At 65.8% G+C, this 17,346-nt stretch carries 17 protein-coding genes; 6 read left to right on the top strand and 11 right to left on the bottom strand.

Annotation, left to right across the window (positions count from 1 at the left end; translation table 11 throughout):
* Positions 1 to 82 precede the first annotated feature (82 nt).
* Genes AVKW3434_RS23695 through AVKW3434_RS23685 form a run of 3 tightly spaced genes read right to left on the bottom strand, consistent with a single transcriptional unit; the run spans position 83 to position 3,132 of the window.
* A complete protein-coding gene (locus AVKW3434_RS23695; RefSeq protein ID WP_284407792.1) occupies positions 83 to 1,198 on the bottom strand; it encodes a 3-deoxy-7-phosphoheptulonate synthase in 1,116 nt (371 codons plus the stop codon).
* A 45-nt stretch (positions 1,199 to 1,243) separates the two neighbouring features.
* On the bottom strand, positions 1,244 to 1,726 hold the full coding sequence (locus tag AVKW3434_RS23690) for a C40 family peptidase (RefSeq protein ID WP_284407791.1): 483 nt from the start codon (positions 1,724 to 1,726) through the stop codon (positions 1,244 to 1,246).
* 50 nt (positions 1,727 to 1,776) lie between these two features.
* A complete protein-coding gene (locus AVKW3434_RS23685; protein ID WP_284407790.1) occupies positions 1,777 to 3,132 on the bottom strand; it encodes a chloride channel protein in 1,356 nt (451 codons plus the stop codon).
* 175 nt (positions 3,133 to 3,307) lie between these two features.
* Between AVKW3434_RS23685 and ssb the strand changes: the two genes are divergently transcribed.
* Positions 3,308 to 3,877, top strand: coding sequence for a single-stranded DNA-binding protein (ssb, locus tag AVKW3434_RS23680; protein ID WP_284407789.1), 570 nt, complete (start codon positions 3,308 to 3,310; stop codon positions 3,875 to 3,877).
* Between the two features lie 106 nt (positions 3,878 to 3,983).
* Here ssb and AVKW3434_RS23675 read toward each other — a convergent pair whose 3' ends face one another.
* From AVKW3434_RS23675 to AVKW3434_RS23655, 5 genes are all read right to left on the bottom strand, one after another.
* Positions 3,984 to 4,256 (bottom strand): hypothetical protein, encoded by a 273-nt coding sequence (locus AVKW3434_RS23675; protein ID WP_284407788.1) that lies wholly within the window; start codon positions 4,254 to 4,256, stop codon positions 3,984 to 3,986.
* Positions 4,257 to 4,261: 5 nt separating this feature from the next.
* Entirely contained in the window at positions 4,262 to 4,810 is a 549-nt protein-coding gene (locus AVKW3434_RS23670; RefSeq protein WP_284407787.1) for a type 1 glutamine amidotransferase domain-containing protein, read from the bottom strand.
* A gap of 126 nt (positions 4,811 to 4,936) precedes the next feature.
* Positions 4,937 to 5,359: a DUF6691 family protein gene (locus tag AVKW3434_RS23665; RefSeq protein ID WP_284407786.1), complete on the bottom strand. Its 423-nt coding sequence runs from the start codon at positions 5,357 to 5,359 to the stop codon at positions 4,937 to 4,939.
* A 16-nt stretch (positions 5,360 to 5,375) separates the two neighbouring features.
* Complete coding sequence (locus tag AVKW3434_RS23660) at positions 5,376 to 5,804, bottom strand: YeeE/YedE family protein (RefSeq protein WP_284407785.1); 429 nt, start codon at positions 5,802 to 5,804, stop codon at positions 5,376 to 5,378.
* 5 nt (positions 5,805 to 5,809) lie between these two features.
* The gene (locus tag AVKW3434_RS23655; RefSeq protein ID WP_284407783.1) at positions 5,810 to 6,124 is read right to left on the bottom strand and encodes an ArsR/SmtB family transcription factor; all 315 of its coding nucleotides are present in this window, start codon (positions 6,122 to 6,124) and stop codon (positions 5,810 to 5,812) included.
* 124 nt (positions 6,125 to 6,248) lie between these two features.
* On the opposite strand from AVKW3434_RS23655, the gene AVKW3434_RS23650 reads away from it, so the two are divergent.
* Positions 6,249 to 7,130, top strand: a complete 882-nt coding sequence (locus AVKW3434_RS23650; protein WP_284407782.1) for an MBL fold metallo-hydrolase — start codon at positions 6,249 to 6,251, stop codon at positions 7,128 to 7,130.
* A 147-nt stretch (positions 7,131 to 7,277) separates the two neighbouring features.
* Complete coding sequence (locus tag AVKW3434_RS23645; RefSeq protein ID WP_284397368.1) at positions 7,278 to 7,616, top strand: serine/threonine protein kinase; 339 nt, start codon at positions 7,278 to 7,280, stop codon at positions 7,614 to 7,616.
* A gap of 160 nt (positions 7,617 to 7,776) precedes the next feature.
* Here AVKW3434_RS23645 and AVKW3434_RS23640 read toward each other — a convergent pair whose 3' ends face one another.
* The 3 genes from AVKW3434_RS23640 to mnmA form a co-directional block, all read right to left on the bottom strand.
* Entirely contained in the window at positions 7,777 to 9,438 is a 1,662-nt protein-coding gene (locus AVKW3434_RS23640) for an L-lactate permease (RefSeq protein ID WP_284407781.1), read from the bottom strand.
* A gap of 217 nt (positions 9,439 to 9,655) precedes the next feature.
* On the bottom strand, positions 9,656 to 10,546 hold the full coding sequence (locus AVKW3434_RS23635) for a LysR substrate-binding domain-containing protein (RefSeq protein WP_284407780.1): 891 nt from the start codon (positions 10,544 to 10,546) through the stop codon (positions 9,656 to 9,658).
* A 16-nt stretch (positions 10,547 to 10,562) separates the two neighbouring features.
* Positions 10,563 to 11,690, bottom strand: coding sequence for a tRNA 2-thiouridine(34) synthase MnmA (gene mnmA / locus AVKW3434_RS23630; protein ID WP_284407779.1), 1,128 nt, complete (start codon positions 11,688 to 11,690; stop codon positions 10,563 to 10,565).
* Between the two features lie 847 nt (positions 11,691 to 12,537).
* Between mnmA and AVKW3434_RS23625 the strand changes: the two genes are divergently transcribed.
* The 3 genes from AVKW3434_RS23625 to AVKW3434_RS23615 form a co-directional block, all read left to right on the top strand.
* Positions 12,538 to 13,863, top strand: a complete 1,326-nt coding sequence (locus tag AVKW3434_RS23625) for an SPM autocatalytic domain-containing protein (protein ID WP_284407778.1) — start codon at positions 12,538 to 12,540, stop codon at positions 13,861 to 13,863.
* A 577-nt stretch (positions 13,864 to 14,440) separates the two neighbouring features.
* Positions 14,441 to 14,755 carry a hypothetical protein gene (locus AVKW3434_RS23620; RefSeq protein WP_284407777.1) on the top strand — a complete coding sequence of 105 codons (315 nt, stop codon included), beginning with the start codon at positions 14,441 to 14,443 and terminating at the stop codon, positions 14,753 to 14,755.
* A gap of 407 nt (positions 14,756 to 15,162) precedes the next feature.
* On the top strand, positions 15,163 to 17,346 hold a 2,184-nt coding region (locus AVKW3434_RS23615), incomplete at its 3' end, for a calcium-binding protein (RefSeq protein ID WP_284407776.1).

The raw sequence follows: 17,346 nt of genomic DNA, 5'->3' as shown, positions 1-17,346 counted from the left end.
GGGATCTGCGGCGGCAAATGACTACAAAAAGTAACGGTCAATGCTACACCGGCACCGCGACGGCCGGTGTTGCTTCCTGGCCCTATCGGGTCCGGCGCCGTTCGCGCACCGCCTGCGCCAGGCCCTGCAGCACCGGCACCGTCTGCGCCATGCTGATGCAGGCGTCGGTCACCGACACGCCGTGCGCCAGGGGCTGGCCGGCGACGATGTCCTGCCGGCCTTCCTGCAGGTGGCTCTCGATCATCAGGCCCACGATGCGATGGTCGCCCCCGGCCACCTGCCCGGCGACGTCGGCCGCCACGTCGATCTGGCGGCTGTGCTGCTTGCTGCTGTTGGCATGCGACACGTCGACCATCACCTGCGCGCGCAGCCCCGCCGCCTGCAGCAGCTGGCAGGCCGCGTCCACGGACGGCGCCGCGTAGTTGGGCTGCTTGCCGCCGCGCAGGATCACGTGGCAGTCGTTGTTGCCGCGCGTTTCGAAGATGGCGGACTGGCCCATCTTGGTCATGCCCATGAAGGCATGCGGCGCCTGGGCCGCCAGGATGGCGTCGCTGGCCACCTTCACGCCGCCGTCGGTGCCGTTCTTGAAGCCCACCGGGCACGACAGGCCGCTGGCCAGCTGCCGGTGGCTCTGGCTTTCGGTGGTGCGCGCCCCGATCGCGCCCCAGCTCACCAGGTCGCTGATGAACTGCGGGCTGAGCAGGTCGAGGAATTCGGTGCCCACCGGCAGGCCCAGCGCCAGGATGTCCAGGAGCAGCGCGCGGGCCATCTCCAGCCCCTCGTTGATGGCGAAGCTGCCGTCCAGGTGCGGGTCGTTGATGTAGCCCTTCCAGCCGACGGTGGTGCGGGGCTTCTCGAAATACACGCGCATCACGACCAGCAGGTCCTGCGACAGCGCATCGGCCTGCGTTTTGAGCTGGCGGGCGTATTCCATGGCCTGCCCGTGGTCGTGGATCGAGCAGGGCCCCACCACCACGACCAGCCGGTCGTCCTGGCCGTGCAGCACGCGCGAGATCGCCGCGCGGCTGGTCTCGACCAGCTGCAGCGCGCCGGGCGGCGTGGGCAGCCATTCCTGCAGCAGCGCAGGCGTGATCAGCGGGCGCACGGCCTTGATGCGCGTGTCGTCGATGCGCGTCGTGTCGTGGGTGGAGAGCGGGGTGGCGGTGCGGTGCACGTGGGGGGTGGGTGGGGTCGTCATGGCGGCGATTGTCGCGCGCCGCCCGCCGCTGCCCCTCGGCCCCGCTCAGGGCCGGCGGAAGGCGGTTTTCTGCCGCGACCAGTAGCGCGAATCGAGCCGGTCCATCCGCACCTCGCCGCCGGTGGAGGGCGCGTGCACGAAGCGGCCCTCGCCCACGTAGATGCCCGCATGCGTCGGCCGGCCCGCGCCGAACACCACCAGGTCGCCCGTGCGCAGGTCGCCGCTGTCCACCGGCAGCCCGAAGTCGCTCAACTGCGCCACGGTGCGCGGCGGGGCGATGCCCGCGCGGCTCTTGTACACATAGCCGATGAGGCCGCTGCAGTCGAATCCGCCCTCGGGCGTGTTGCCGCCATAGCGGTACGGCGTGCCCACCAGCCCCAGCGCATGGATGGCGATGTCGCTCGACTGGTCGGGCGACAGCTGCGAATACGTCACGCTGGCGCGCGGCGAACGCGGCTGCGGCGTGGTGCCGCAGCCGGCCAGCAGCAAGGCGGCGGACAACAGTGCAAGGCAGAGGGAGGCACGCATGCGCCGAGGGTAACGGATGTACTGCGGCACCATGCGCGCGAGTGTGGATGTCAGCGGGGCGATGCGTCCGCCGGTGCCGCCGGCGCCGCCGGCGCCGCGCCCACCTTGTGCAGCAGGTGTTCCGCCAGCGTTTCGTACAGCGGGCGCACCAGCATGCGCGACACCAGGCTGGCCAGCATGGCCGAGGCCATCAGGCTCAGCACCATGGCATGGCCGTCCACCATCTCCATCACGATGATGAAGGCCGTGAGCGGCGCCTGCGTGACCGCCGCCAGGAAGGCCGCCATGCCCATGGCGATCAGGGCCGGGGCGATGTCCGCGCCGGTCAGCAGCGAGATGTTGTGCCCCACCCCCGCGCCGATCGACAGCGCCGGCGCGAAGAAGCCGCCGGGCACGCCGCACCAGGCCGTGAGCCAGGTGGCGATGAATTTCAGCGTGACATAGAACGCCGGGACATCGGCCTGCCCCGCCAGCATGTGCTTGACCGCCTCGGAGCCGGCGCCGAAGGTGGCGCCGCCCGTGACCAGGCCGATCACCGCCACCGCCAGCCCGCCCGCCGCCGCGAAGCGCACCGGGAACCGGGCGCGCCACTGGTTGAGCCGGCCCGGCGCACCGGTGAGCGAGGCGGTGATGAGCTTGGCGAACAGGCCGCCAAGCACGCCGCACACCAGGGCCACGCCCAGGCCGGGCAGCAGCGCGTCCCAGCCCAGGCGGGGCACGCGGATCACCCCGAAATACGTCAGGTTGCCGAAGAACGACACGCCCATCAGCCCGGCCAGCACGATGGCCGCGATGATGAGCCCGCTGCTGCGCGATTCGAGCTTGCGCGACAGCTCCTCGATCGCAAACACCACGCCCGCCAGCGGCGCATTGAACGCCGCGGCGATGCCGGCGGCCCCGCCCGCCACCAGCAATGCATGGCTGGTGATGCCCGAGCGCGGCCCGAGCCAGCGCTGCGCGTGCTGCATCACGCCCGCCGCGACCTGCACCGACGGGCCCTCGCGGCCCATGGAAAGCCCGGCCAGAAAGCCCGCGCTGCCCAGCAGCACCTTGCCCAGCGACATGCGCAGCGAGACGAAGTAGCCGCGCTGGCCGGGCGGCAGGCCCGGCTCCAGCGCCGCCATCACCTGCGGAATGCCCGAGCCTGCCGCCCCGGGGACGAAGCGGCGCGTGGCCCACACGATGGCGGCCGTGAGCGCCGGGGTCCACAGCAGCACGGCCCAGCCGCCCTGCCAGTGCAGCACCTGCTCGAAACGTGCGAACGCCCATTCCCCCAGGACCGTGAACGCCACCACGAAAAGCCCGGCCGCCGCGGCGTAGGCCAGCACGATCGCGCGCTCCACCCACCGCCAGCCGTCCGCGAACTCCTGCCGCAGGTTGTGAAGAAAGTCGGGTTCGCGATGCATGGGAAATGGCCAGGGCAGGCGGTGGAACAAGGCGTTTTGATTGTGGCACGGGCTTGTCGCACGGCCGGTCCGCTCACGGGGCGAATCGGGCACAATCGACGGCTCCCCGCGGCCCCTGACAGGCCGCGCAGGCCGTAGTGCCTTCTCTCCACCATTCTCTACAGGCCCTTACACCATGGCATCCGTCAACAAAGTCATCATCGTGGGCAATCTCGGGCGCGATCCCGAAATGCGCACATTCCCCAGCGGCGACCAGGTCGCCAACGTCACCATCGCCACCACCGACCGCTGGCGCGACAAGAACACCGGCGAGAACAAGGAAGCCACCGAGTGGCACCGCGTGGTGTTCAACGGCCGCCTGGCCGAAATCGTCGGCCAGTACCTGCGCAAGGGCTCGCAGGTCTATGTGGAAGGCAGCCTGCGCACCCGCAAGTGGACCGACCAGGCCGGCCAGGAAAAATTCACCACCGAAATCCGCGCCGACACCATGCAGATGCTGGGCAGCCGCCAGGGCATGGGCGGCGGCCAGGGCGGCGGTGGCGGCTACGAAGACAGCGGCTATGGCGGCGGTGGCAACGACGGCGGCTACGACAACAGCGCCCCGCCCGCTCCGGCACGCCGCCCGGCACCGGCACCGGTGCAGCGCCCTGCCGCGCCCTCACCGCGCCCGGCACCGGCGCCCGCCGCCCAGGCCCCGCGCGCGGCCTCGGGCTTCGACGACATGGACGACGACATTCCGTTCTGAAGCCGTCGCGCCGTCGTGGCCCATGAAAGGCCTGTCTTCGCAAGGAGACAGGCCTTTTTCGCACCTTTTTCGCGCGGGGTGCCGGGCCACCGATGGGCTGCTTTCTTCAGGCGGCTTCCTTGCCAGCGCCTTCCTTTTCGTCGCCGGCCGGCTCCGTTTTCCACAGGCCCCGCACGTTCATCGCCGCCAGGCAGCACTGCAGCGCCATGAGCGCCCAGGCGCGGGTGTGCCATCCCCAGGCCAGCCACAGCACGTTGCTGCCGAGAAAGACCCAGAAGCCGGCATTGCGCCGCGCCGGGTGCGTGGAGGCGACCAGCCAGGCCGCCAGCACCGACGCCGCGAATGCCGGCCATTGCAAAAGGCCGAGCCAGTCGTCCATCGCGGTCAGGCGCCCACGGCCTGCAGCAGCTTCTGGTTGAACGCCGGGATGTCGTCGGGCTTGCGGCTGCTGACCCATTGCCCCTCGACGTGCACGGTTTCGTCCACCCAGGTGGCGCCGGCGTTGCGCAGGTCGGTGGCCAGGCTGGGCCAGCTGGTCAGGGTCTTGCCGCGCACCAGGCCGGCGTCCACCAGCAGCCAGGCGCCATGGCAGATCACGGCGATGGGCTTGCCGGCCTGGTCGATGGCCTGCACGAAGGCCTGGGCCTTCGCGTCCGTGCGCAGGGTGTCGGCGTTGAGCACGCCGCCGGGCAGCAGCACGGCATCGAAGCGCGCGGGATCGGCCTGGTCGAGGGTGCCGTCCACAGCGAAGGTGTCGGCCTTCTCGTCGTGGTTGAAACCCTGCACCTGGCCGGCTTTGGGGGCAATGATCTGGGTGGCGATGCCGGCCTTTTGCAGCGCGTCGCGCGGGCCGGTCAGTTCGACCTGCTCGAAGCCGTCGGTCACGAGGATGGCAACGATGCGCGCGCGGTTGGGGGAAGGGGATGCGGTCATGGGAAGGGATCCTTTCAAAGCCCACCAATCTAGGGGCCGTGCGGCCCCGGGCGTGTCGGCCAAACGCCATCGCGGGGCAGGACATCGGCCCGCATGGCGGGCCCCGCGCGATGCGGTGCAGCGCCTTCAGCCGCGCCCGCGCCAGCGCTCGATGCCCTCGAACGCCGCCATGCCGGCCAGCAGGGCGCCAACGAACCATGCGCCCTCCGGCAGCCCCATGCCCAGCAAAACCAAGGCCGGGCCGGGGCAGATGCCGGCCAGTCCCCAGCCGATGCCGAACAGCACGCTGCCGCCCACCAGCCGCGCGTCGATGCCGTGCGCGGCGGGCCAGTGCAGCGGCGTGCCGCGCAGTGTGCTGCCCCGGCGGCGCGCGAGCGCAAACGCCGCCACGGCCACGCCCACGGCGCCGGCCATCACCAGGGCGAGCGAGGGGTCCCACGGCCCCGTGACGTCCAGGAACGCCAGCACCTTGGCCGGATCGGCCATGCCGGACACGAGCAGCCCTAGCCCGAAGACCAGGCCGGCAACAAAAGCGATCCAAACGGCCATGGCGCGCTCCTTGCGGTCAGCCCAGGTGCCGCAGCACGAAGACCGTGCCGATGCCGGCGGCCATGAAGACCAGCGTGGCCACCAGCGAGCGCACCGACAGGCGCGCCAGTCCGCACACGCCGTGGCCGCTGGTGCACCCCGCCCCGTAGCGCGTGCCCACGCCCACCAGCAGGCCCGCGGCGATGAGCAGGCCCGGGCCCGCGCCGATGCGCACCGCCGGCAGCGGCGCGGCCAGCGCGTAGGCCAGTGGCGCCGCGATCAGGCCGGCCAGGAAGGCCGCGCGCCAGGCCCGGTCCCCGCGCCGGGGCCGCAGCAGGCCGCCGGCCACGCCGCTGATGCCGGCGATGCGCCCCGCCAGCAGGAAAAAGCCCCCGGCCGCCAGGCCGATGAGCGCGCCGCCCGCCAACGCGGTGCCGGGTGTGAAGGCGTTCCAGTCGATGGCCATGGGGTTCACTCCTTGGGGCAGTACAGGCGGTACAGCACCGCCAGGATGTCGAGCAGCGCGGCATCGGCCACGCGGTAATGGATGTTCTTGCCCTCGCGCCGGGTCTCCACCACGCCCTGGGTGCGCAGCACGCCCAATTGCTGCGACAGCGTGGGCTGCTGGATGCCCAGGCGCGCCTGCAGGTCGCCCACGCACTGTTCGCCCTGCGACAGCTGGCACAGCAGCAGCAGCCGGTCTTCGTTGGCCAGGGCCTTCAGTGCCGAGACGGCCTGGCTGGCAGCCTGGCGCAGGCGTTCGGGGTCGATGGGGGTGGGGTCCATGGGAAGATCGATGCAAAAGCCGTCACAAGGCCACCGAAAAGTCGGCGTTGGATTCAATATATCAAATAACATAATATCTGTGGAAAGATTGTTGTCCGCTGAACCGTTCGAAAGGCCGCCCGCCATGCCCCGCACCACTTCCCTGCAGTCGTTCTTCGATCCCGCCACGGGCACGGTGACCCACCTCGTGTGGGATCTGGCGACGCGGTGCGCGGCCATCGTCGATCCGGTGCTCGACTTCGATGCCGCCGCGGGCCGCACCGCCACCCGCTCGGCCGATGCGGTGCTGGCCTGCGTGCGCGAGCGGGGGCTCACGGTGCAGTGGATCCTGGAGACCCACGTGCATGCCGACCACCTGTCGGCCGCGCCGTACCTGAAGGCGCAGGCGGGGGGCCGCATCGCGGTGGGCGAGCACATCCGCGCGGTGCAGGCCGCTTTCGGCCGGCTCTTTCCCGCCGAGACCGGCGCCGCGGACGGCAGCCCGTTCGACCATCTGGTGCGCGATGGCGAGACGCTGCGGCTGGGCGACACGCCCGTCACGGCCCTGTGGGTGCCGGGGCACACGCCGGCCGACATGGCCTACCTCGTGGACGGCGCGGCCTTCGTGGGCGACACGCTCTTCATGCCCGACGTGGGCACGGCGCGGGCGGACTTTCCCGGGGGCGATGCGGCCACGCTCTACCGCTCCATCCAGCGGCTGCTGGCGCTGCCGGGCGACACGCGCCTGTTCGTGTGCCACGACTACCCACCGGCCGGGCGCGCGCCGCAATGGGAGACCACGGTGCAGGCGCAGCGCGAACACAACATCCACGTGGGCGGCGGCGTGGCCGAGGCGGATTTCGTCGCCCTGCGCCGCGCGCGCGACGCCACGCTGGACGCGCCGGCGCTGCTGCTGCCCTCCCTGCAGGTCAACGTGCGCGCCGGGCAGCTGCCGCCCCCCGAGGCGAACGGCATCGCCTACCTGCGCATTCCGCTGAACGCGTTCGGGACGCCGCCGGCCGCCTGAGCACCGACGCCGGGCCGTGCGGGATCGCTCCTACCCGGTAACAGGTGCCGGGCCCACTGCCCCGGCGCCGGCACGGGGCGAAGCTGTGGGCATCCGGCGCACCGTTTCACGGACCGCGTCCCCACCGACCGACCCAAGGAGCCTGCCATGCGCACCCCCATCGTTCCCGACACCGCCATCGACCCCACCGACGATCCCACGGCCGAAATGCCGGAAGGCGACGACATCAACGACCACCTGGAAGCCGAGCAGGACGTTTCGGACGGCATCGAGGACATCTCGGTGCAGGCCTTCGACGACCCGCGCAGCGGCGGCCCGCTGAACTTCGACGACGGCACCGACATGGCCCACCCCCGCGGCAAGACCGGCCGCGACGGCGGCACCTGGGAGGCTGAGGGCAGCGACAGCGGCGACCTGGAGCCACCGGCCGAGATGCTCTCCGACCGCAACGGCCCGAGCGACCCGGACGCCAAGCGCACCGGCTGACGCGGCGCGGGAGCGCAACAAAAAACCAGAAGGGGCGCCCGTGCGCCCCTTTCTGTTTTGCTATTAAAAATATAGCGATATGCCCTAGTGGAACATGCGGCGGCGGCCCAAAAAGCTTCAAGCGCCTGGCGTCTAGGCCGCCGCCGGTTCCACGGCCCCCTCAGTGCACCACCATCAGGTGGAAGGGCCACACGTATGCCTGCAGCGTCACGTACAGCCCCACCAGGCAGGCCAGCGCGATCGAGTGGAAGAACACGTAGCGCAGGATGTCGCCCTCGTGGTTGAACCAGCGGGTGGCCGTCGATGCGACCACGATCGACTGCGCATCGATCATCTTGCCCATCACCCCGCCCGAGCTGTTGGCCGCGCCCATGAGGTTGGGCGACAGGCCCAACTGCTCGGCGGCGACCTTCTGCATGCCGCCGAACAGCACGTTCGAGGCCGTGTCTGAGCCGGTGAGCGCCACGCCCAGCCAGCCCATCAGCGTGCCGAAGAACGGGTAGAACACGCCCGTGTTGGCGAACGCCAGCCCCAGCGTGGTGTCGGTGCCCGAATAGCGCGTGAGCGTGCCCAGGGCCAGCATGAGCACGATGGTCAGCAGCGAAAAGCGCACCAGCCACACCGTCTTGAAGAACGTGCGTGCGATGGCGACCGGGTTGTATTTCATGAAGGACGCGCTCACCACCGCCGACAGCAGGATGGCGGTGCCGGTGGCCGACAGCAGATTCAGCGTGTACACCGCGCCCTCCTTGGTGGGTGTGGGCACCACGGGCGGCACCTTCTCGATCAGGTTGTGCAGGCCGGCCATGGGGAAGGCGGGCGCGAACAGGCCGTTGAGCCACGCCTTGACCGGCGGCAGGCCCCAGATGAACACGAACACCGACAGGATGACCCAGGGCGTCCAGGCGGCCACCAGCGCGGCGCGGCTGTGCGCGGTGACGGGCTGGGGCGGCTTGGCCTCCGAGGCGCTCACGTCGCGCCCGCGCAGCGAGGCCGAAGTCCACACCGTCCTGGGCTTCCACACGCGCAGGAACGCCACCAGCGAAGCCATTGAGACGATGGCGGCGATGATGTCCACCAGCTCGGGGCCGATGAAGTTGGACACCAGGTACTGGGGCACGGCGAAGGACACCGCCGTCACGAGGATGGCGGGCCAGATCTCCCACATGCCCTTGCGGCCCGCGAAGGCCCAGATCAGCCAGAACGGCACCAGCAGCGAGAAGAACGGCAGCTGCCGCCCCACCATCGCCGTCACCTCCATCAGGTCGTAGCCGTGCACCTTGGCCAGCGTGATGACCGGGGTGCCCAGCGCCCCGAACGCCACCGGCGCCGTGTTGGCGATGAGCGACAGGCCCGAGGCGGCCAGCGGCGAGAAGCCCAGCCCGATCAGGATGGCCGCCGTCACCGCCACCGGGGTGCCGAAGCCCGCGGCGCCCTCGAAGAACGCGCCGAAGCTGAAGGCGATCAGCAGCAGCTGGATGCGCCGGTCGCCGGTGATGCCCGAGAGCGAATCCTGCAGCACCTTGAAGCTGCCGTTCTGCTCGGTCAGCTGGTGCAGGAAGATGATGTTCAGCACGATCCAGCCGATGGGCAGCAGGCCGGTGAAGCCGCCGTAGAGCGCCGCCCGCCCGGCCATGTCGGCCGGCATGCCGTAGGCGAAGATGGCCACCAGCAGCGCCGCGACCAGGCCCAACCCGGCCGCGATGTGCGCCTTGATGTGGAAGAAGCCCAGCGCGGCGAGCATCACGACCACCGGGATCGCGGCCAGCGCGGTGGAGATGATCATGTTGCCGAACGGGTCGTAGATTTGCTGCCAGGTCATGGGTTTGTCTCCGGTGTTCTATCGGTGTGCGGACCGCGGGGCCCCGTGCCGCGGCCCTCTGCCGGGGCCTGCGCTGGCCCAATGTAGAAATTTGCGGCGGGCGCAGCGTGAAAAACCTTCGCTGGCCGCGTGAAGGCTTTTCAAAACGCGTCAGTTCCGTGTCAGCCGCTGCGCCCGCAGGGGCTGTGCCCCGCCGCCCCGGACCGCCCGGCGGCCGTCAGGGGCCGTCGTGCAGCGCCTGGCGCAGCCAGTCGACGAAGGCCGCGCACTCCCAGCGCTCGAGCGCGCCGGCCTTCCAGCACAGGAAATAGTCGTGCGGCGACGGCAGGCTGTCGCGCGACAGGCGCACGAGCTGGCCGCTCTCCAGCCAGGGCTGGCCCGCGCGCAGGCGCAGCAGCGCCACGCCGAAGCCGGCCACCGCCGCGTCCCAGGCCATGCCCAGGTCGTTGAACTGGCTGCCCACCACCGGCTCGGGCTGGGCGATGCCCACGGCCTTGAACCAGGTGCGCCAGGGCTCCAGCGCGCAGCGGATGAAGCGCACGCGCGCCGCCGCCTCGTCCGTCGCCAGGCCGTCCAAAGGGCCGGTCTCGGCCAGGTATTCGGGGCTGCACACCGGCGTGATCCGGTCGGCGAAGAGCTGCACCGATTCGCGGTCGGGAAAGTGCCCGGTGCCGAAGCGCACCTCCACGTCGGCCTCCTCGGCCATCATGTGGTGCACCGGCAGCGACACCTGCAGCTGCAATTCGATGTCGGGATAGGCATGGCGGAACTGCGCGATGCGCGGCAGCAGCATCTGGCGCGCGAAGGTCGGCGTCACGCCCAGGCGCAGGCGCGTCGCCTGGCCCACGCCCAGGGTGCCGGGCACGTGCTGCAGCGCGGCGATGGCCTCGCGCACCCGCTCCAGGTAGGCGGCGCCGGCGGGCGTCAGGCTGAAATCGCCGCGCGCGAAGAGCTTGACGGCCAGCAGCGTCTCCATCTGGCGGATGCGGTGGCTCACCGCGCTTGGCGTCACGCTCATCTCCTCGGCCGCGTGCGTCACGCTGCGCAGCCGCGCCAGCGCCTCGAACGCCAGCAGGCCCTGGATCGGCGGAATGCGCGGCAGGGCCATGCGTGCGGCGGGCCCGTCAGGCGACGGTGGTGGCCGACGCGATCACGCCGCCCCCCAGGCACACCTCGCCGTCGTACAGCACGGCGGACTGGCCCGGGGTGACGGCCCACTGCGCATCCGGAAATTCCAGCGCGAAGCCGCCGTCCGCCAGTGGCTCGATGCGGCAGGGCGCATCGGCCTGCCGGTAGCGCGTCTTGGCCGCCAGCAGGCCGGCGGCGGGCGGCGCGCCGGCCACCCAGCTCGCATCGCCCGCCTGCAGCGTGTGCGACTGCAGCCAGGGGTGGTCATGGCCCTGCACCACGCGCAGCACGTTCTTGTCCAGGTCCTTGCGCGCGACGAACCAGGGGGCGTGGTCCCCGCTGCCCCGCTGCGCGCCCTTTTCCTTCACGCCGCCGATGCCCAGGCCTTGGCGCTGGCCCAGCGTGTAGAAGCTCAGGCCCTGGTGGCGGCCCAGCGTGCGCCCGCGCTCGTCCTGGATCGGCCCCGCCGCATGGGCGATGTAGCGGTTCAGGAACTCGCGGAAAGGCCGCTCCCCGATGAAGCAGATGCCGGTGGAGTCCTTCTTCTTGGCATTGGGCAGGCCGATCTCTTCGGCGATGCGGCGCACCTCGGTCTTGTGCAGCTCGCCCACGGGAAACAGCGTCTTCGATAGCTGCGCCTGGTTCAGGCGGTGCAGGAAATAGCTCTGGTCCTTGGACGGGTCCAGGCCCTTGAGCAGTTCGAACAGGCCGCTCGCCGCGTTCTGCCGCACCCGCGCGTAATGGCCGGTCGCGATCTTCTCGGCGCCCAGGCGCATGGCGTGATCCAGGAAGGCCTTGAACTTGATCTCGGCGTTGCACAGCACGTCGGGGTTGGGCGTGCGGCCGGCCTGGTACTCGCGCAGGAACTCGGCGAACACGCGGTCCTTGTACTCGGCGGCGAAGTTCACGTGCTCGATCTCGATGCCGATCACGTCGGCCACGGCGGCCGCATCCACGAAGTCGATGTTGGAGGAGCAGTATTCGCTGTCGTCGTCGTCTTCCCAGTTCTTCATGAAGATGCCGACGACCTCATGGCCCATGGCTTTCAGCAGATGGGCGGTGACCGCGGAATCCACGCCGCCGGACAGGCCGACGACGACGCGGTGCTTGGGGGTTGCTGTCATGGCCGGGATTGTATTTTTTATGCCGCCGCGGCCGGGGGCGTGCCGGCAGAACGCTCCAGGACCGGCAGGGCATGTTGCAAGGCCCTGTGCCGGCATGAGAGGGGTTTCATGCAAAAAGTGCAACCGAGAACCGATTTCAGAGCCTTGCAGACAGACCAACAGGGCTTTGAAACAGGTTTCGGTGCATCGGAAAGTGCGAAAACTCCAGGTAACGTAATTAATTGTTTATATTGGCGTCCGGCAACGGGAAGCCGGTCGTGGTGACGCGGTGTCACGGTGGGGCCAGCCCCCTGTCGACGGGTGATGCCCTACGCAGCGAATGGGCCGATGTAGGCTGTCGGCGTCGCTAGCGCATACTGAAATATTGCTATCAAAGAAAGAGCGATTTAGGCAATCAAAACGCCGGAATGATGGGGATTTCATACAAAAAACCAGAAACTGCTCTCGGAGTGGAGAAAATCCGAGCGCCGTTGCGAGCGGGAACCGATTTCAAAGCCTTGCTGGTTAGACCATCCATGGCTTTGAAATCGGGTTTCGATCAAACGGGAAATGTGTAAAGTTGAAAATTTCTTGACCATGTCATCGAGATATCTTTAATGTTCTAAAAGGTTTAATTGAATTAGCTATGACAATTTATAAGTTGATGTATTTTTTCGCATCTGGTTTAATTTTTCTGTTGATATGTGCGCCTAATTTTGACAAATTCAGAAATGAAAAATCTCTTTTTTCAAATCTAATAAAAATGATAAGACAAGGGACCCCGGGAGCAATCTTAATAATGGTTGCTTTTACCAACCTTATGATTTCTACGTTGTTGTTTCTTTTTTAAATTCAATTAGAGGATGAAATGTCGTTTTTGGATATCATTGCGGTAGTTCCCACAGTTGGCGATAATGGTGGTGCAATCGTAGATGCCTTTGCTGGTGAGGCTGTAGGGAGCGTTGGGGGTCCTGGACTTGCAGCTGGCAATATAGTGGCGGCCATTTCTTCTCCATTTATTGGTCTAGCAGTAAGCGGGCAACTCTCAGGTTTATTGACCGGATTTACACTGATTAAAATTTCAGCCGAATTAAGTCATGATGTATCGCCGGGAGATATAGGCCTTGGAGATATTATTCAAGTGGTGGCAGGGACAGTTACTGTAACAGCAGCAGTTGCGGCAGTTGCAACAGGCACGGCAGCAGCCGCGCCCCTTTTAGGGGTGCTAGGTTTAACTGCCGCTATAGCGCAACTGGTTGCAAATCAAAATGGATATACGGCAAATAGTGTTTTGAATGCTATATCTTTGGGCACAAATACGGACTATCTCGCCGCAAAAAGCTGGGCTCCATCCCGCGACCCCCTGGTCCTGGACCTGGACGGAGACGGCATCGAAGCCGTCGGCATCGACCCTGCCCGCCCCATCCTCTTCGACCACGATGGCGACGGCACGCGCAACGCCACCGGCTGGATCGCGGGCGACGACGGCTTCGTCGTGCTGGACCGCAACGGCAACGGGGTCATCGATTCCGGGCGCGAACTGTTCGGCGACCAGACCTTGAAACCCGTGGGCAGCGATGGCCGGGGGCAGACCCATGCCAACGGCTACGAAGCCCTGGCGGCAGAGGATGGCAACGGCGACAAGGTGATCGACGCCAACGATGCGGTGTATTCGCAACTGCGCGTCTGGAAGGACGCCAACCAGGATGGGGTTTCCCAAGCCGGAGAGCTGCACACCCTGGCCGACCTGGGCATCGCCCGCATCGGCGTGGCGGGCACCGCCAGCAATGTGAATCTGGGCAACGGCAACACCCAGCCCTTCAGCGGCAGCTTCACCCGCACCAACGGCACCACCGGCGTGAGCGGCGTGGCCGAGGTCACCGGCAGCCTGCTGCTGGCCTCCAATAACTTCTACCGCGAGTTCTCTGATGACCCCGCCGTCACGGCCACAGCCGGGGCCTTGCCCCAGATGGGCGGCAGCGGATGGGTGCGTGATTTGCGCGAGGCAATGAGCTTGGCCGGCGGGGCCGCGCAGTCCACGCCGACTTGCTATCAAAAAAAGAGCGCGACAGGCAATCGATACGCCGGCATGAGAGGGATTTCATGCAAAAAGCAAACGAGAGCCCATTTCAAAGCCTTGCAGGCAGGCCAACAGGGCTTTGAAATGGGTTTCCATGCAACGGAAGGAATGTAAACTCAAAAGTAACGTAATTAATTGTTTGCATTGGCGTCCAGAAATGGGAAGCTGGTCATGGTGACGCGGTGTCACGGTGGGTCCAGCCCCCCCCCTGCCGATGGGTGATGCCTTGCGCAGCGAACTGGGGCGATGCGGGCTGTCGGCGTCGCTGGCGCTCTATGCTGAAAATTGCTATCGAAAGAAGAGCGCTACAGGTAATCGATACGCCGGCATGAGAGGGATTTCATGCAAAAGACCCAAAAACGTCTCTCGGAGTTGAGAAAATCCAGGCGCCTTGCGAGCGGGAACCGATTTCAAAGCCTTGCAGGCTGACCAGCCAGAGCTTTGAAATCGGGATTTCGATAAAAACGGAAAGGAAGGTGAATCTTGAATGATTTCTCAACGTTGCTTCAACATGAAAGGGAGTTCGAGTAATGGATATGGCTGCAAAGAAAAGCAAGGTGCCGCGCAACGAGCAATAGATCACTGCTGATATGACTTGCGTGTTATGGCGCTTTACCGCATAAATATTTCCACTCTGAATTTCAATTCAATGATGAAACATATTGCATTTATATTTTCCTACACTCCTTTGATGGCTCATGCCAAATCATATCCGGCCTTGGCAGGCTTGATGCTTGTGACCATTACTGCATTGGCAGTGTTTTCTGTGATTTTGGGAATTTTTTGCATAATCACCAAGATTTTTATCTTAAAAGGATTTTCTCTTGATGAGAAATGGTTTTCCTACAATACCAAAACCGCTCTGCATGAATCTCGTATGGAGAAAATGACTAAGCCCGATCGATTTCTCAGAAAATTATATGCAACCTTATACTATGCCGCGACTGTTAGTTCAACTTTAGCAGTTTTGGGCCTTTTTGTTTCTTTTTTTGGGAGTTTTAAATAATGGCTGGAATTGTGATTGGACTGGGTGAGGTTTTTGATGCTTCTCAACAGTTTGCAAATGGATTTCAAGAATTGCAATCAAACCCTGTAGACGGTTTGGTTGCATTGCTTCAAGTGGGCACTACCTTGATAAATACTATTCAGGGAAACCCTCTGTTAGGGCAAGTTATTGGAGCCTCTTTGAATATATTTGCATTGGAGCGCGAATTTCACAAGCTCGACGCCGAATTGCGAAAACCAACAAATGAATTAGACTATCAAAAAATATCAGAATCAATTGTTGGAGTTATTGGGGGTGTAGGAGGCATTATGGCCGCGATGCCTTTTCCACCTGTTAAAGTGGCTGGGATAGCCATATCTCTCTTGGCAGCAGCGGCAAAAGAATATCAATCGGGAAACATAGGAAAATTGATTCAGGACGTTGGTGCCGCATTTGACAAGATAAATTGGGATGAAATTCGGAGCGAAATTAACGACCTGTTCAATTCAGCCCGAGGCTGGACCGCCCCCCGCGACCCCCTGGTCCTGGACCTGGACGGAGACGGCATCGAAGCCGTCGGCATCGACCCCGCCCGCCCCATCCTGTTCGACCACGATGGCGACGGCACGCGCAACGCCACCGGCTGGATCGCGGGCGACGACGGCTTCGTCGTGCTGGACCGCAACGGCAACGGGGTCATCGACTCCGGGCGCGAACTGTTCGGCGACCAGACGCTGAAACCCGTGGACAGCTACGGCCAAACGCTCGCCTACGCCAATGGCTACGAAGCCCTGGCCGCAGAGGACGGCAACGGCGACAAGGTGATCGACGCCAACGATGCGGTGTATTCGCAGCTGCGCATCTGGAAGGACATCAACCAGGATGGGATTTCCCAAGCAGGCGAGATGCACACCCTGGCCGATTTGGGCATCGCCAGCATCGGCGTGGCAGGCACTGCCAGCAATGTGAATCTGGGCAACGGCAATACCCAGCCCTTCAGCGGCAGTTTCACCCGCACCAACGGCACCACCGGCCTCAGTGGCGTGGCCGAGGTCACCGGCAGCCTGTTGCTGGCCTCCAATAATTTCTACCGCGAGTTTTCCGACGACCCAGCTGTCACGGCTGCGGCTGGTGCCTTGCCCCAGATGGGGGGCAGCGGCTGGGTGCGCGATCTGCGCGAGGCCATGAGCTTGCCCGGCGAGGCGGCGCAGAGCCTGCAAACCCAGGTGGCTGCCTTTGCAGCAGGCGCCACCCGAGATGCCCAGTTGGCGCTCGTGGACGATCTTCTGACGCAATGGGCCGATACCTCGGGCAAGCGGGTGACCGACATTGGTTTTTACTACCTGGTGTATAGCGAAGGCGGCTTGGTGACGGGACCTCGGGACCCGATGTTTGGGGCGTCGCAGTCTACGTTGAGCATCTCGACGGATGACAAACAGCTTTCGGCGGCAGAGAGTCAGGCCGTGCTCAGGAAACTGAACGTGCTGGAGGTCTTCAACGGCACCAAGTTCATTCAGATTTCAAGCACGAACAGCTCCGGTGGTGGCGGTGGCGGCGGCGGCTTGGGGGCCCCAGGCAGTGGCGGTGGCGTGGGCGCTGCGGCAGACCCCGTCAGTCGCTATGCAGCCACTCTGTCCGCCCCGCAGGCCGTCTTGCTCAACCAAAGCTATGACGAACTGCGCGAAAGCGTCTATGGCGCGCTGGTCGTGCAAACGCGCCTCAAGCCCTACCTGGACAGTGTGGCGATCACCATTGACGACCAAGGCGTCGGCTTCGACACCAGCGGGCTGTCTGCCATGCTGGATGCCCGCAAGGCGGGCAGCGAGCGTGAGGGGCTGATCGATCTGGCGGAGTTGAACCGCTACCAGGGCAAGCTGCTCACCGCCGTGGGATTCGATGGGCTGGGCATGCTGTCGCAGTGGGTCGAGGCCCTGCCGGCCGGTGATGCGTTGCGTGGGGAGTTGAGCGGGCTGGGCGTGATCCTGTCCGGTGCGGCCGAAGGATCGGCACGCAGCGATATCTATCTGGGCGGCGCGGGCGACGATGCCTTCGCGGCGGGCGCGGGTGACGACCAACTGGATGGCGGCGCTGGCAATGACACGCTGCGCGGCGGTGACGGCAACGACGTGTTGATGGGCCGCGAGGGCGCAGACGCTCTGCATGGGGATGCGGGCGACGATCAGTTGCATGGCGGCTCGGGCAACGACAACCTGTGGGGCGGTGCCGGCAACGACACGCTGCTGGGTGGGGATGGCGATGACGGGTTGTACGGTGATGCGGGCGACGATGTCATCGACGGCGGCGCGGGCCGGGACTGGCTGGAAGGCGGCACGGGCTCCAACACCTACCGCTTCGGCCGGGGCGACGGTCAGGACACCATTGCGTTCAAGAGCGGTGTTCGCGACGGCCAGCCCGGCGTGCTGCAGTTCAAGGACGGCGTGACCGCCGCTGACCTGGGGCTGCGCCAGGTCCACGACACCGTGCACGGCGGTTATTCGCTGGAGGTGTCGATCAACGGCACGGCCGACAAGGTGACCATCCAGGGGTTCTTCTATGGCGACGATCCCGACTCGCCCTACAGCTCGGTGCAGCGGTTCCAGTTCGCCGACGGC

Source organism: Acidovorax sp. SUPP3434 (assembly GCF_030159015.1).
GTDB lineage: Bacteria > Pseudomonadota > Gammaproteobacteria > Burkholderiales > Burkholderiaceae_C > Paracidovorax.
This window is presented reverse-complemented; position numbering and strand designations above follow the sequence as displayed.